The 15,851-nt window shown below is 30.7% G+C and carries 11 protein-coding genes and 1 other annotated feature; of the genes, 8 read left to right on the top strand and 3 right to left on the bottom strand.

The features are described from left to right. Positions 1-333 precede the first annotated feature (333 nt). Together bsdtw1_RS20810 and bsdtw1_RS20805 are read left to right on the top strand one after the other, a co-directional pair. Positions 334-1,350: a phosphodiester glycosidase family protein gene (locus bsdtw1_RS20810; protein ID WP_183279404.1), complete on the top strand. Its 1,017-nt coding sequence runs from the start codon at positions 334-336 to the stop codon at positions 1,348-1,350. Positions 1,351-1,360: 10 nt separating this feature from the next. Next, positions 1,361-2,395 (top strand): hypothetical protein, encoded by a 1,035-nt coding sequence (locus tag bsdtw1_RS20805; protein ID WP_183279403.1) that lies wholly within the window; start codon positions 1,361-1,363, stop codon positions 2,393-2,395. Between the two features lie 208 nt (positions 2,396-2,603). On the opposite strand, the gene bsdtw1_RS20800 is transcribed toward bsdtw1_RS20805, so the two are convergent. After that, positions 2,604-2,837: a DUF2164 domain-containing protein gene (locus bsdtw1_RS20800; RefSeq protein WP_183279402.1), complete on the bottom strand. Its 234-nt coding sequence runs from the start codon at positions 2,835-2,837 to the stop codon at positions 2,604-2,606. 603 nt (positions 2,838-3,440) lie between these two features. Between bsdtw1_RS20800 and hisS the strand changes: the two genes are divergently transcribed. The 3 genes from hisS to bsdtw1_RS20785 all read left to right on the top strand — a co-directional run bounded on the left by hisS (position 3,441) and on the right by bsdtw1_RS20785 (position 7,600). Next, positions 3,441-4,754, top strand: a complete 1,314-nt coding sequence (gene hisS, locus bsdtw1_RS20795; protein WP_183279401.1) for a histidine--tRNA ligase — start codon at positions 3,441-3,443, stop codon at positions 4,752-4,754. Between the two features lie 194 nt (positions 4,755-4,948). Then, positions 4,949-5,216, top strand: a binding site (T-box leader). 346 nt (positions 5,217-5,562) lie between these two features. Continuing rightward, positions 5,563-6,774, top strand: coding sequence for a tyrosine--tRNA ligase (gene tyrS / locus bsdtw1_RS20790; RefSeq protein WP_183279400.1), 1,212 nt, complete (start codon positions 5,563-5,565; stop codon positions 6,772-6,774). A gap of 202 nt (positions 6,775-6,976) precedes the next feature. Then, positions 6,977-7,600 carry a DNA-3-methyladenine glycosylase gene (locus bsdtw1_RS20785; protein WP_183279399.1) on the top strand — a complete coding sequence of 208 codons (624 nt, stop codon included), beginning with the start codon at positions 6,977-6,979 and terminating at the stop codon, positions 7,598-7,600. Positions 7,601-7,809: 209 nt separating this feature from the next. Here bsdtw1_RS20785 and bsdtw1_RS20780 read toward each other — a convergent pair whose 3' ends face one another. Continuing rightward, entirely contained in the window at positions 7,810-8,328 is a 519-nt protein-coding gene (locus bsdtw1_RS20780; RefSeq protein WP_183279398.1) for a hypothetical protein, read from the bottom strand. A gap of 1,160 nt (positions 8,329-9,488) precedes the next feature. Here bsdtw1_RS20780 and carA point away from each other — a divergent pair. The 3 genes from carA (at position 9,489) to bsdtw1_RS20765 (ending at position 14,334) form a co-directional block, all read left to right on the top strand. Beyond that, positions 9,489-10,538: a glutamine-hydrolyzing carbamoyl-phosphate synthase small subunit gene (carA, locus tag bsdtw1_RS20775; protein ID WP_183279397.1), complete on the top strand. Its 1,050-nt coding sequence runs from the start codon at positions 9,489-9,491 to the stop codon at positions 10,536-10,538. Between the two features lie 33 nt (positions 10,539-10,571). Next, positions 10,572-13,781 (top strand): carbamoyl-phosphate synthase large subunit, encoded by a 3,210-nt coding sequence (gene carB / locus bsdtw1_RS20770; protein ID WP_183279396.1) that lies wholly within the window; start codon positions 10,572-10,574, stop codon positions 13,779-13,781. Between the two features lie 277 nt (positions 13,782-14,058). After that, positions 14,059-14,334 carry a YciI family protein gene (locus bsdtw1_RS20765; protein WP_183279395.1) on the top strand — a complete coding sequence of 92 codons (276 nt, stop codon included), beginning with the start codon at positions 14,059-14,061 and terminating at the stop codon, positions 14,332-14,334. Positions 14,335-14,608: 274 nt separating this feature from the next. Here bsdtw1_RS20765 and bsdtw1_RS20760 read toward each other — a convergent pair whose 3' ends face one another. Continuing rightward, positions 14,609-15,727, bottom strand: a complete 1,119-nt coding sequence (locus tag bsdtw1_RS20760; protein ID WP_183279394.1) for an HD-GYP domain-containing protein — start codon at positions 15,725-15,727, stop codon at positions 14,609-14,611. Between the last annotated feature and the right edge of the window lie 124 nt (positions 15,728-15,851).

Below are 15,851 nucleotides of genomic sequence, written 5' to 3'. Positions count from 1 at the left end.
TGTCTGTTAACAATTTAATAACTAATTATTAAAATTATATTAAATATGGAATAATAATGCAAATTATATATATAACTAATATTAGCTCAGAATATTACTATGTACATTCAAATTACTTTGTTCTATACTTATTTGGTGATTAATGATTGAAAACATTGTTATGTAACAGTTAGTTACATAACTATATTCCAGATATTAGCCAATATAATAAGAGAGAATAGCAAAAGTAAAATATTTATTAAATTTTATATATGTAATTAAAATGTAATTAAACCTAAATGTTACTTTGGTATATTTAGAAAGTTGGATTCTTATGATGAAAGGAATGGTTTTATGAATAAGAAAAGAAGAAAAAAGAACAAGACTAAATTTTCATATAAGAAATTTGCTTTGTTTATTGTTTATATAATAGGTTTTATGGTTATAACTTCACCTATATTATTATTATTTGGACCTTATAGTGATGTTAGAAAGATGGTTTTAGGAACGGTATTAGCTACAAGACATAGTTATCTTATAACTAAGTTTATACCTCAGTCCACTATCAATGAAATGATGGATAAAACAGATGCTGTTGCTTCTGCAATGAAGGAAGATACAAGTTTGATAAAGATAAATAATGCCTCTGGAAATGATATAACAAGGTATGATTTTCACACAGATAAATATGATGGATATATGCTAGAAATAAAAAATCCAAAGAAAGTTAAAGTAGCTATGACCAAGTATTTAGGTAAGGTTGGTGAAAAAACTAGTGAGCTTGCAAAGGATCATAATGCTATTGCAGCTATTAACGGAGGAGCATTTAGCGATCAGACACCAGACGGTAAGATGTATGAAGGTACAGGTGCAGTGCCTGGTGGATTTGTAATTTCTGAGGGTAAGGTAATATATCCAAAAGAAAATATAGACTATAAAACTCCTGTAAGCTCAATTGCTATAACTAAAAATGGTGTGCTTCTAGTTGGAGATTATAGTATAAATGATTTAAAAAGCTTTAATGTTAATGAAGCTATGTGTTTTGATAAAGTTCCGCTTATAGTAAATGGTCAGAGACAGATCAAGGCTAAAAATAAACTTGAAGATGGTTTTAACCCTAGAACTGCTATAGGTCAGAAAAAGGATGGAACTATATTACTTCTAGTTATAGATGGAAGAAAAAGTGTAAGTAAAATAGGAGCAACCTTATATGATGTTCAAGAGATAATGATGTCTAGAGGTGCTGTAAATGCTGGGAAGCTTGATGGTGGATATTCAAGTACTATGTACTATGATGGAGATGTTATCAACTCGCCTAATGTTTGGTCTGGTGAGAGAAAGGTAGCCACAGCTTTCTATGTGGAGAAATAGGTGATTGATTATGAAGAAATTTAGGGTGTTTTTACTATGGTCTGTTATTGCACTGATAATACAAAATGGAGTGTTTTTATACTTCGAAAAGGTATATCTTGGTGGAGAAACTACTGTTAAGGCTGAAAAGGTAGAAAAGAAGAAAATCAGTAATATGAAAGATATAAATATTCCTAGTGATGCTACAGACGTCAAGATGTCTCATGATGGTGCCTATATTGCATTCATGGAAGATGGCGCCTTAAAAGTAGGGGATAGGACTAAAGGAGATATAAAGACTGTTAAGTTAGAAGAAAGCATGGAAGTTAATTATACTAAATGGGTAACAGATGGAGATTTTCTCATAATAGCTGAGAAAACAAAGTATTCTAAAAGTAAGCCTTATATAGATATTCATAAATATGACGCATCTAGAGATGAAAAAGTGGAGCTTACTGACTTGGATCTGAAAAAAGATATAATTAATTTATCTAGCAGTAAAGATAACATTGAAGATATGGCATTTGCTACTTCCTCTAATGTAATGTATTTTAAGATAGGAAAATCATCTAATAGAGCTGATATATACAAAATAAATGTTATGTCCCAATTAGAAAAGGTTAAATCTAACCTCGTTGGAATAGGTGCAATAGACATTGACCCAGTAAATGCGAATCTACTTTATGAGCAAACGAATATGGTAAAGCTTAATACAGGTTCTAAGCAAACTAAAATTAAAAATTTAAGTGAAGGTACTATAATAGGACATAGTGATAATTCAGTTTTTATAGGAAAAGGAAAAGCTGATCAAATAGAGGAAATAATCTACGGAGATGCTGATAAATCAGTAAGTGAGTGGCAAAATATTAAATTAGATTCTAAAGTGGATAAGAATGATATATTCATAACTGCCGGGGGCAGAGTGTTTATAAAAAATTCAAATAAAAGCGTAACTGATGCTATTACTAAAAAGACAGTCAAATATGAAGGTACTTTGCTAGATATAAATGATAAAGGAATTCTTTCTAATGTTGATGGGAATTCTAAAGTAATAGATCTTGAATAATAGGTGAAATAATTTAAAGATGCTGTTAAAGCAGTGGGCTGAAATTAAGTGGTTATTAACCAGATGCTTTAATGAGCTTACTCAAAGAATTAATATGATTTTTTATATACATCCGGAAAGGCAGATGTGCAAAAAAAACTCGCTGAAGAAATTAGCTTCAGTGAGCTTTTTTATTTCCTGGAAATATATTGTTTCTACAGTGGTAAGATTACTTTTGAAGTCCAAGCATATCTTCTGTTCTTTCACTTATGTATCTATAGGCATCATTAATTCCTTGATTATAGAACTCGGAAGATAACTCCTCAACAATGAAATCTAATACTGCAGATGCAGCTAGGTTTCCTATCTCTTCATCTCTTTCATTATGGAAAAATTCTTGTATGGATGAAATCATTGAATCTCTGCTTTCTTTGCTTAGTGTAATTTTCTTTTCTTTTCTCAATGTTATTTTCTCCTTTAAAATGAAAATATATTGGGTATAGTGTCCTTTTGATTAACTAATAGATAACCATTGGTTCGATATATATTTAAAACATGATTTTTCGCTGATAGCTTTTAATAAAGTCTGTATATAATTATAAGATATTGATTATTATAGAATCAATATAAGATTAATATTCTAAGATTAAATATTTATAGATAAACTACTTCCCATTGAAACTTATCAAAATAAAGATGAAGCACTTCAATTCGAAATATATTTTTAAAACTTCGCTGGGTTCTGATAGGAGAATTTGAAAATATAAATTTAATTATGAAATGGTTCATTTACAACTTGAATATTAAATCCTAATATGTTAAAATTGTGGAAATTAAGTTTGGAGATAATGATTTATGATTAATATAAGTTTTAATTCACAAGTAAAACTACATTACCATAGATAGAAGACTTGTTCTTGGTTAAAAAACCACAGATACAGGTCTAATCTTGTTGAGGATTTTGTATCTATGGTGCTTGAGTGATAAATAGTACACCCACCTAGGTATAAATCCTTAGTGGGTGTTTTTGTTTTCCAAATAAATAATATTAACAGGAGGAGAAGAAATGGAGAAAAATTTTGTTAAACCATCAATATTACCTGGATTTATGGAACTTACTCCGAAGGATCAAATTGATTTTAACTTTATGCTTGATACCATAAAGAAGAATTATGAGAAATACGGATTTGTACCAATGGATACCCCAATTATGGAGAAAAGTGAAGTTTTGCTTGCTAAAGGTGGAGGGGAAACAGAAAAGCAAATATATAGATTTAACAAGGGGGATACTGATATATCCTTACGGTTTGATCTTACAGTTCCTTTTGCTAGATTTGTAGCACAACACATGGGTGAATTAAATTTTCCTTTTAGAAGATATCAGATAGGTAAGGTTTATAGGGGAGAAAGAAATCAAAAGGGAAGATTCAGAGAGTTCTACCAGTGTGATATAGATATAATAGGCAATGGAAAGTTAAGTATAGTAAATGATGCAGAAATTCCTGCAGTTATATATTCCATATTTAAAGAGTTAGGTTTTGAAAACTTTAAGATAAGAATAAATAACAGGAAGATATTAAATGGTTTCTTTAACGCTCTAGGCATATCCGAGGCTGGTGATGTTCTAAGAACAATAGATAAGCTAGATAAAATTGGAGAAGAGAGTGTGCGAGATGAACTTTCCAACACTCTAAGTGAAGAACAAGTCACTTCCATAATGAAGTTTATAATGCTTTCAGGAAATAACAGTGAACTTATTAACTCTTTAGAGCAACTTGGTGTAGAAGATGAAGTATTCTTAGACGGATTAAAGGAATTAAAGTCAGTAATAGAATATATAGGGTGCTTTGGTGTGCCAGAAAAAAATTATATAATTGATTTAAAGATTGCAAGAGGATTGGATTACTATACTGGAACAGTGTATGAAACTATACTAGATGATTATCCGTCAATTGGTTCTGTGTGTTCTGGAGGTAGATATGAAAATCTAGCAGAGTATTACACAAATCAGAAGCTCCCTGGAGTTGGGATATCCATAGGTTTAACTAGATTGTTCTATCAACTAAGAGAAGCAAAACTATTAAAATCTAAGGATAGAGAAACTCTTTGTGATGTTATCATAATACCGATGAATGATGACTTGAATTACAGCCTAGAAACAGCAAATAAGCTAAGAGCAGCTGGTATAATAACTCAAGTGTATTTTGAGGGTGGAAAGCTTCAAAAGAAGATGAACTATGCAAATAAATTAGGAATTCCTTATGTAGTATTAATAGGAGATGACGAAATAAAGGATAATGTATTGACTGTAAAATCAATGCTTTCTGGAGAGCAAGCTAAAAAATCTGTTGATGAAGTTATAGAGGAGTTAAGAAAATAAAAAATATATGATGGTAATAATGAAAGTTCTTATATTGTTATAACATATAATTATAAAAAGAAAAATTTATATATTTATATAAATATATAGTGTTAATGCGGGCTTAAGAAGTTTTAGAAAACTTTTTATGTAAATTATTCAAAAAAATAGTTGAATAGTTTTGAATGCTTGAGTATAATATATAAAAAAATATAAAAAAGGCTATGAGTAGAAAGAGTAAAAATATATTTCTTTTTAAGAGAGCTTCTGGTTGGTGTGAAGAAGCAAAGAATTTATTTTGAATACATCTATGAGCTGAACACCAAATCCTTATAAGGTAGTAGGCTGTTTTCCCTATCCTGCACAGGTTATAGTGCTAGAGTATCATGTTCATGTTTTTTTACATCGTACTCGAAAAGGTTATTGTCGTAAGGCATTAATAAATTGAGGTGGTACCGCGAAGTTTATACTCTCGTCCTCTAGAGCAATCTAGAGGACGGGAGTTTTTTTATTCTTTAGGAAATTATATCTCAATTTAGCGAATTCTTTATTTACCAACTAATTTTATAAAGTTATTCTGCAGGTAATTTTATAAATAGGTTGGATTAGATTAAGCTCATACATTTAAGTATGTATAACTTTATTTAATATGAAGTTTTCATTTCCATGAAGTATTGAGCTTGAAGTTTGATTTGAATAAATTTAGAAAGTAGTTAAATAAATTTAAATTTAGGAGGTGTAGTTAAGTATAAGTTAGTTCTCTTTATAGAAAAAGTAAATCTTTAAATGTAAATAGGCAACTAACTATTTTGAACTTAACTTGATTAATATGATTAATATAGAAGAGCAAATAAAAATAATTTCTAAAGGGGCAGATGAGATTATTAGTTTAGTGGATCTAAGACAAAAGTTAGAGCAGTCGATAAAAGAAGATAAACCATTAGTGATCAAACTTGGACTTGATCCATCAGCACCAGATATACATCTTGGGCATGCGGTTGTGTTAAGGAAGATAAGACAGATGCAAGAACTTGGGCATGAGGCTATTATAGTTTTAGGGGATTTTACAGGAATGATAGGTGATCCTACTGGAAAATCAAAAACTAGGAAGCAATTGTCTAAAGAGCAGGTTATAGAAAATGCCAAAACCTATGAAGAGCAAATATTTAAGATATTAGATAAAGATAAGACAAAAGTTAGATTTAACAGCGAATGGCTTTCAAAGTTGAATTTTGAAGATGTATTAAATCTAGCAGCAAAATCAACAGTGGCTAGAATGCTTGAAAGGGATGATTTTAAAAAGAGATTTGAAAGTAACCAAAGTATTTCTATCCATGAGTTTTTCTACCCTTTAATGCAAGCATATGATTCTGTAAGTTTAAAAGCAGACATTGAACTAGGTGGCACAGATCAAAGGTTCAATATACTAATGGGAAGAACGCTTCAAAGAGATTTTGATATGGAAAGCCAGGTTGCTATATTTATGCCTTTACTTGAAGGTGTTGATGGAAAAGAAAAGATGAGTAAAAGTCTAGGAAATTATATTGGCATAAATGAAAGTGCTAAAGATATATTTGGAAAGACTATGTCTATACCAGATGAAAATATTATCAAATACTTTGAGCTAACTACGGATATACATCCTGATAAAATTGATGAAATTAGAAGTAAATTAAATAGTGGTAAGGTAAATCCTAGAGATATTAAGATAAGCTTAGCTAAAGAATTGGTTAGATTATATCATGGAGAAAAAGCTGCTGAACAAGAAGAGCAAGAATTCATAAATATATTTCAGAAAAAAAGTATTCCTAAAGATGTAGAAAAGCTTGAAGTAGAGGCTGAATTGTTAGATAAAGATTTAATCTCATTTTTATTTGAAAAAGGATTATGTAAGAGTAAGAATGATGCTAAAAGGCTTATAACAGGTGGAGGGCTAAAGATAAATGGAGAAAAGGTTATTAATAGCTTAGAGGTATCGATAGGTGATGGTGATATAATTCAAGTCGGTAAGTTAAGGTTTGTAAAAGTAAAACTTATATAATATTTACTTGATTATAGGGAATAATTAATCATAAAATTTATATTTTTAAAAATAATATATGGATAATATTATTATGATAAAAAGATAATAAAGGTATATTTAAATGTTATATAATTTAAAATAAATTGATGCTTATTAAATGTTGATAGATATAATTTATAATTTTAAATACCAATTATCTTTGGGCTAACGGGAGAGTATCATGAAGATAAGTAAAGATTTTTATGCAAGAGATGCCATTACAGTGTCGAAAGAACTTCTAGGAAAAATATTAGTAAGGAAGGTAGGAGAAACATTTCTAAAAGGAATAATAGTCGAAACTGAGGCATATATAGGTGCTATAGATAAGGCCTCACATGCATATGGAGGGAAGATGACAGAGAGAGTTAAGCCTCTATACGGGCCTCCTGGAATTGTATATGTTTTTTCTATATATGGAATGTATCATTGTTTTAATATAATAACAAAAGAAGAAGGAACTGCAGAAGGTGTACTCATAAGAGCAATAGAGCCTGTAGATGGTATTGAAGAAATGGCTAAAAGGAGATTTGATAAAACAATTGATTCTCTAACTAATGCTCAAGTGAAAGCTCTTACTAATGGTCCATCAAAGTTATGTATTGCTTTTGCAATAAACAAGCAAGATAACTGGGTAGATATGACTGAAAGCGAGGAGTTATATTTAGAAGAACCTTCAGACAATAAAACTATATCGGATGAAGATATTGTTGAAACTACTAGAATCGGTATAGATTATGCGGAAGAAGCTGTGCATTTTCCTTGGAGATTCTATATTAAGGATAATAAGTGGGTTTCTAAAAAATGATAATGCATCTATATATTTAAGTGGATTTAAAAGATAAGGTTAATTAAAAATATAAATATGCTGGTGATTATATGGGTCCTATAATTATTTTCGATAAAAGAACAGGATATATTTTTTACTGTCAGGGTATAGAAGACATGGAATGGATATTTGTTTAAGAAACTGAAGTTTATAAGGAGAAGAAAATATATTCTTCTCCTTATAACTATTTAATAGCATATAAATGTATCTATTCTTCTTATGTCTATTCCGAAATATACCCATCTATAGAACATCCATCTCCATCCAGAAACTGAGTAACGATCTACTGATGTCAGGTAAGCCCAATAAGATCTTCCGTTATTCTGCCATATATAAGTATATCTAAATAGGCAAGGGCGTATGGAAATTGGACTTACTGCTTTTACATTGCCTCCTCCAGTTTGAGGTCCACCAAAAGCTTGAGGCCCTTCAGGATATTGTGAGCCTGCAAGAACTTTAGCTTTAGGGTCATTCTTTGAAGGATTGAATGAAGGAGGAGGAGCCATTGGAGGTGTATTTACTGGAGCTGGAGGTGGAGTTGGTCTATCAGAGGGGCCTCTCATATCCTCTTCTAAGCTCTCATATATTGGAGCATAAGTAAAACTAACATCTACTTCATATTCTCCAACTTCGTCTATACTGCTTCCATCGTCATAAAATCTAAAGTGACTATTTGGATTGAAGTAATCATTATTAAAGAAATCCATCTTGATCTCCCTTTAAAAATTTATCTCTTTATAAGAATATGAAATTTATACTACTTAAGTTACACAATATTAAAAAAACCAGCTAGCTTATTAGTATATATAGATTAATAAGTATAAAAGCATTAATAAAGATGAAACACCTCAACCCCAAATCTATTTTCAAAACTCCTCTGGGCTTTGAAATGGATATTTGAAAATATAAATTCAATTATATAGTGGTTCGTCTATATATAGAATATTGCGGTGATATTTCTAATAGGTACTAAGACGATATATTTAACTTAATTGGAAAAATAAATATTATTTTTTATAAACAAAGTGCACAAACATCAAATAAAGTGCATAAATATACAATAATGCTTTGTCTTTGTTGAAAGGAACTTTATTTATATGATAATAATCACATTGACAAAATGCTTGCTATAGATAATAATATAATGGACTCAATAGGACAAAAAGAGTTACAAATACCTATAGGCAAGGTATAATATTGTTAATGGTTAAAGATTACCTATTTGGGTAATCTTTAATCATTTCAACAAAAATAAAAACTTTTATTTCTTGACATGTACTATAGGTTAAACTAGAATAGATATAAATAACAAATAATAAGGTAGATAATACACTTTAAATTGGTCCAGAGAGGCCAGAAAGGGGTATGATTATATGGCATACGTTTTTTGTCATGAAATTAAACAAATAGCTTTGATTATAATTGAATATCCTGCTGAATATATAGGGTATCTAAGAGATTAGTGTTTTTTTATTAATCTCTTAGATATCCTTTTGTTTTGTTTAAATAGGATAAGCTTATACAACATTTATTTGCTGCATATCAGGTACTATAAACTTAATAACTGATCTATATACAACGATACTGTAATTTTTAGATATAAGTAGGTTGAGTTTTATATGGTAAATTGTAAAGTTAGGTAAAGGATGTAAAGTTTATAAAAATGTTAAAAGCATATTTAAAACAGATTCCTATAGAGCAAAGCAAAAGTATACAGTTACTATTAGAATAAATCATAAAATACATGCATAAATTGTTATTGACGAATAATTATGCAATATGATTTAATAAATATACATGAATAAGTTCGGCAGGAACCTCACTTGTATAAGTGTATTTTCCCTAAAGGATTATAAGGAGGACTATAATGAAAGCAAAGCTTATATTAGAAAATGGTATTGTTTTTGAAGGAAAAGCTTTTGGATATTTAAAAGAAAGTGTTGGAGAGGTAGTATTTAATACCGGAATGACAGGATATCAAGAAGTGCTTACAGATCCATCGTATTATGGACAGATAGTTACTATGACTTATCCTTTGATCGGAAACTACGGAATAAATCTTGAAGATATGGAGTCTTCTTATCCTAAGGTTAAAGGATTTATCGTAAGAGAAAAATGTGCTTCACCAAGTAATTTTAGATGTGAATTAGAAATAGAAACTTTTTTAAATAATAATAAGATAATTGGACTTGAAGGAATAGATACAAGAGCTCTTACTAAAATATTAAGAGAAAATGGAACAATGAAGGGTGTAATAACATTAGATGAAATCTCTTCAGAAGAGGCTCTTAAGAAAACAGAGCTTTATTCAAATAAAGATGCAGTTTTGAATGTTACAACAAGTGAAATCTATGAATTTTATGGAAGCGGAAAACATATAGCTATAATGGATTTTGGTGTAAAACAGAATATAATAAATAGCTTTGTGAAAAGAAATTGCAGAGTCACAATTTTTCCTGCAACTGCTTCAGCAGAAGAAGTACTGAAGGTTAATCCAGACCTTGTATTTTTATCAAATGGACCTGGAGATCCAGAAGATCTATCAGATATAGTAGAGAATGTTAAAAATATTGTTGGAAAGAAGCCTATAGTAGGTATATGTCTTGGGCACCAGATATTAGCTCTAAGTCTTGGAGGAAAAACTAAGAAACTTAAATTTGGACATAGAGGTTGTAATCATCCGGTAAAAGATATTGATAAGAATAGAGTGTATATCACTTCTCAAAACCACGGATATTATGTGGATGTACTGCCAAAGGACGTAAGGGCCACTCATATAAGTGTGAATGATGGAACTATAGAGGGGATGAAACATGAAGTCTTACCTATTTTTTCTGTACAATTCCATCCTGAAGCTAGTCCAGGACCAAAAGATAGTGACTATATATTCGATGAGTTCATAAAATTTGCAGAGTAACTATTAGTGAAGAACACTTAGGAGGTAGCCATTATGCCAATTAAAAAAGATATTAAAAAAGTATTAGTAATAGGTTCAGGTCCGATAGTAATAGGTCAGGCAGCAGAGTTTGATTACTCAGGAACTCAAGCGTGTCAAGCACTTAAGGAAGAAGGATTAGAAGTGGTTTTAATAAACTCTAATCCTGCAACTATAATGACGGACGCCGAAGTTGCAGATAAGGTGTATTTAGAACCGCTGACTATAGAGTTTGTTGAGAAAGTTATAGCTGAAGAGAGACCTGACAGTCTTTTAGCAGGAATGGGCGGACAAACAGGTCTAAATTTAGCTGTTGAACTTTATGATAAAGGGATACTAGATAAGTACAATGTAAAAATTATAGGTACCTCTGTCGAAGGTATAAAAGAAGGGGAAGACAGAGAGTTATTTAGAGCGATGATGCATAGAATAGGCCAGCCTGTTATAAAGAGTGAGATAATAACGGACTTAGAGGCTGGAAAGGAATTTGCTAAAACAATAGGTTATCCTGTAATAGTAAGACCAGCATATACCCTAGGGGGAACTGGCGGTGGTATAGCTAATAATGAAGAACAACTAGAAGAAATTCTATCATTAGGTATACAGTTAAGCTCTATAGGCCAAGTGTTGCTTGAAAAGAGTGTAAAGGGATGGAAAGAAGTAGAATATGAAGTAATGAGAGATAGTTTCGGAAATTGTATAACAGTATGTAATATGGAAAATATTGATCCTGTAGGAATACATACTGGTGATAGTATAGTTGTGGCTCCTAGTCAAACTTTATCTGATAAAGAGTACCAAATGCTTAGAAGTGCTTCCATCGATATAATAAATGCAGTAGGAATAGAAGGTGGTTGTAATGTTCAGTTTGCGCTTAACCCACAATCCTTTGAATACGCAGTAATTGAAATAAATCCTAGAGTTTCAAGATCATCAGCGTTAGCTTCTAAGGCAACTGGATATCCAATTGCTAAGGTTGCTGCAAAGCTGGCATTAGGCTATGCACTTGATGAGATAAAGAATGCGGTTACTCAAAAAACATATGCATGCTTTGAACCTTCATTAGATTATGTAGTTGTTAAGATTCCAAAATGGCCATTTGATAAGTTTAAAAGTGCTGATAGAGCTTTAGGAACTAAGATGATGGCTACAGGAGAAATAATGGCTATAGGAAGTGATTTTGAGTCAGCTTTTCTTAAAGGAATAAGATCTTTAGAAATAGGAAAGTATTCTTTAGAGTTTAAAAAGTTTAGAGAACTCTCTATGAAAGACTTAAAAGAGATGGTAATAACACCTGATGATGAAAGAATTTTTGCTCTAGCAGAAATGCTTAGAAGAAATTATAGGATGGATAAAATTGTTGAGATAACAGGCGTTGATTTGTTCTTCCTAGAAAAATTTAAGTGGATGGTTGATGAGGAGCAAAAACTAAGAATCTCTAAAATAGGTGATTTAGATAAGGAATGGTTATATAAACTTAAGAGGAAAGGTTTCTCAGATAAGGGGATTGCAGATCTTCTAGAAGTTTCACCAGATGATATTTATAGATTGAGAGATATATGGAATATAAAACCTGTATATAAGATGGTTGATACCTGCGGTGGCGAATTTGAAGCTTTATCTCCATACTATTATTCAACTTATGAGACTTATGATGAAGTGGAAGTAAGTGATAGAAGAAAGGTTATGGTAATAGGATCTGGACCTATAAGAATAGGACAGGGAATAGAATTTGACTACGCATCAGTTCATTGTGTAAAATCACTTAGAAATATTGGTATAGAAACAATAATAGTAAATAATAATCCTGAAACTGTAAGCACAGATTTTAATATATCTGATAAATTATACTTTGAACCATTAACAGAAGAAGATGTATTTAATATAATTGAAAAAGAAAAACCAGAAGGAGTAATACTTCAATTTGGTGGGCAAACAGCTATAAAGCTTGCAAAGTTCCTTAAAGAAAAGAATATAAAGACCTTAGGGACTACAGCGGATCAGATAGATTTAGCTGAGGATAGAGAAAAGTTTGATGCGCTACTTGAAGAATTAGGAATATACAGACCTAAAGGAAAAGGAATTTGGAGTGTTGAAGAAGGGGTAAATGAAGCAAGAGAGCTTGGATTCCCTGTACTAGTAAGACCTTCATATGTGCTTGGTGGTCAAGGAATGGAAATAACTCATGATGAAGAAGAGTTGAAGTTCTATTTAAACAATGCTTTCGAAAAAGATAGAAAGAATCCTATATTGATAGATAAGTATCTTATGGGGAGAGAAATAGAAGTTGATGCTATATCTGATGGAGAAGATGTTCTTATACCTGGAATAATGGAACATCTAGAAAGAGCTGGGGTACATTCAGGTGACAGTATAACAATGTATCCAAGTCAGAACTTAAGTCAAGATATAAAAGATAAAGTATTAGAATACACTAATAAGCTAGCTCTTGCTATAGGCATAAAAGGAATGATAAATATACAGTTTATAGAATTTAAGGGCGAGTTGTATGTAATAGAAGTAAATCCAAGAGCTTCAAGAACAGTACCATATATAAGTAAAGTTAGTGGAGTACCTATAGTGGATATAGCTACTAGAATAATGCTTGGAGCTAAACTTAAGGATTTAGGTTATGGAACTGGTGTATACAAAGAACCAAGTTTAATATCTGTGAAGGTTCCAGTATTCTCTACTCAAAAGCTTCCGAAGGTTGAAGTTTCTCTAGGGCCAGAAATGAGATCTACTGGGGAAGTATTAGGAGTAGGTAGAACTCTAGAAGAAGCTTTATATAAGGGTTTTGTAGGAGCGTATATGTATACCCTAAGTAAAAGTAAGGGAACTGTTCTTGCTACTATAAATAAGCATGATAAAGAAGAATTCCTTCCAATAGCAAAAGCACTTTCTGATGTTGGATATGATTTTATAGCTACATCTGGTACTGCTGAACTTTTAAGATCTGCAGGTATAGATGCTAGAGAAGTTAGGAAACTAAATGAGAATCATCCAAATATAATAGATGTTATCAAGAATAAAGAAGTTGATTTAGTTATAAATACTCCAACTAAAGGTAATGATTCTAAGAGAGATGGCTTCCATATAAGAAGAGCGGCTATAGAAAGAAATATAGGAGTTATTACAGCTTTAGATACCTTTAAGGCTTTAGTGAAAGTTAAAACAAGTAAGATTGAAGAAAGAGATCTTGAAGTGTTCAATATGGCAAAGTAATATTTACCGAAGTAAGGTTATTTCAAGTTAACCTTATTACAATAGAAACATCTAGGTTTACCTAGGTGTTTTTTTATTTTTACAATATTCTTTAAAATTCAACATAGAGTGCGTAAGATATATGGAATAATATGTTGAAAAATATAATTTAATATATTGACATATGAACGCATGTTCGCTACAATATAATCAAACGTATGTTCGAGAAAAAATAATGCATAAAAATGTGTACAAGCTCATATGATTAGGTAAGGATGAAAAAGGGAGGACTTATGAGATGAAAAAGAATGGTGGAATATTTGTTAAGATAAACTATAAGTTAGATAATGTTGAGAAGAAAAGAATTAAAGATACAAATGCAAAGTATAGAGAGATGAATCTATCAAAATATTTATTATGTGCTGGAACCTATAATAAAAACGGAGGGACTTTTATATTTCAGGCAAATAGCTTTCAAGAAGCTGAAGAAATAATAAACAATAATCCTTTTGTGGGCACAGATTTTTATTCATTTGAAATATTAAGTAACAACTATATAGCTTTAAACAATTAATGACTTAACAATATTACACCGTAGGGATTTTTCAAGGCTTATAATATTATAGATATAGTTGACAAGGGTGTCAGTAAGCGAGCTTTACATTAAGAATAAAAAGGCTTTTTATAATACATATAAGTGCATTATAAAAAGCCTTTTTTACTGTTAAGACCAGTATAAAATTTTTTGGTAACTAAACCTAGCAATATCAATTGGTCAGAATAGCTATTTAGGGTAAACAGTAAAAAATAAAATTATGTCGCCTGTCAGATTTTCATCATATACATCCTTATACTTCATATTCAATTGATAGTATAACTAATGATAATTCCTTTACCAAGCTTATTAAAGAGCCAACAGAAGATTCGTTTTGACTTTTAATAACTTTAACTTCAGGTCTAAGTGGATAGTCAGGCGGTGTATTTTCCACTGCGCAGATATCTCCGTTACTTAGTTTTACTATAGTGCCTTCTGGATAAGGAACTAGTATCTTAGTAAAAGCTTTAACTATATCATAATCAAACATAGAGCCGGCGTTTCCTAGTATAAATTCAAAAGCCTCATTTGGACAAAGTGCTCTTCTATATGGTCTATCAGAGGTTAATGCATCGTAAACATCAGCTACTGCGACAATTTTAGCAAGCTTATTAATCTTTGAGCTTTTTTTACCGTCAGGGTAACCAAGGCCATCTTCTCTTTCATGATGCTGTAATACTACCATTCTAGAGAAAGAAGATATATTATGTACAGTTTTTAAATAAGAATATCCTTTTTTAGGATGATCTTTCATTATCTCGAATTCTGAGTAGCTTAAAGGACCTTCCTTTAAAAGTATTTCTTTAGGTATAAAGACTTTTCCGATATCATGAAGCAAGGCGCCAATACAAAGATCTAGAAGTTCATGCTTCTGAAGTTGGAGACCAATACCTAGAACTAAGGATAATATAGCAACATTAACACAATGTTGATAAGTATACGCATCCATTGTCTTTATATCAACTAAATTTATCATTATGTTTTTATTCGAAAGTATATTTTCTAATAATTCTTCAGCAAGCCCATGAATAGAGGACAGATATTCTTCTTTTTGTTTTAGAAGAATATTCTTTTTGTTTTTATTCAATGATGAATTATGAAGATTTGAGTATATTCTTTCTACATTATTAAAAGTCTCTCTAACTAAAGATATTGATTTTTGTCTTAACTCAGGCTTTATTATATCATCAATTTCTTTTTCACTATATTCATCCATTACGTATAGCGAATAAATATGTATATCTTTTATCCTTTTTATTAAAGGAGTCGATAATTTAACTCCTTCTTTTAAAAGAGTCCGTCCATTTTCGTCAAATAAAGTTTTTCCTAAATAACAACCATCTCTTACACATTCAATAGGAACTAGTCTCATTTCCTACACCTCATCTTAAGATATATAGTCAATTATACTACAAACACTGCAAAGAGTCTTGTATACTTTTATTAAAAAGTCACATAATTAATAAATTTTGCACTTTCCTTTACAGTAAAAAAGA

Origin of the sequence: Clostridium fungisolvens (assembly GCF_014193895.1) — a bacterium.
Taxonomy (GTDB): Bacteria; Bacillota; Clostridia; order Clostridiales; family Clostridiaceae; genus Clostridium_AR; species Clostridium_AR fungisolvens.
The sequence above is the reverse complement of the archived record's forward strand: the minus strand, read 5'-3'. Positions and strand labels throughout refer to the sequence as shown.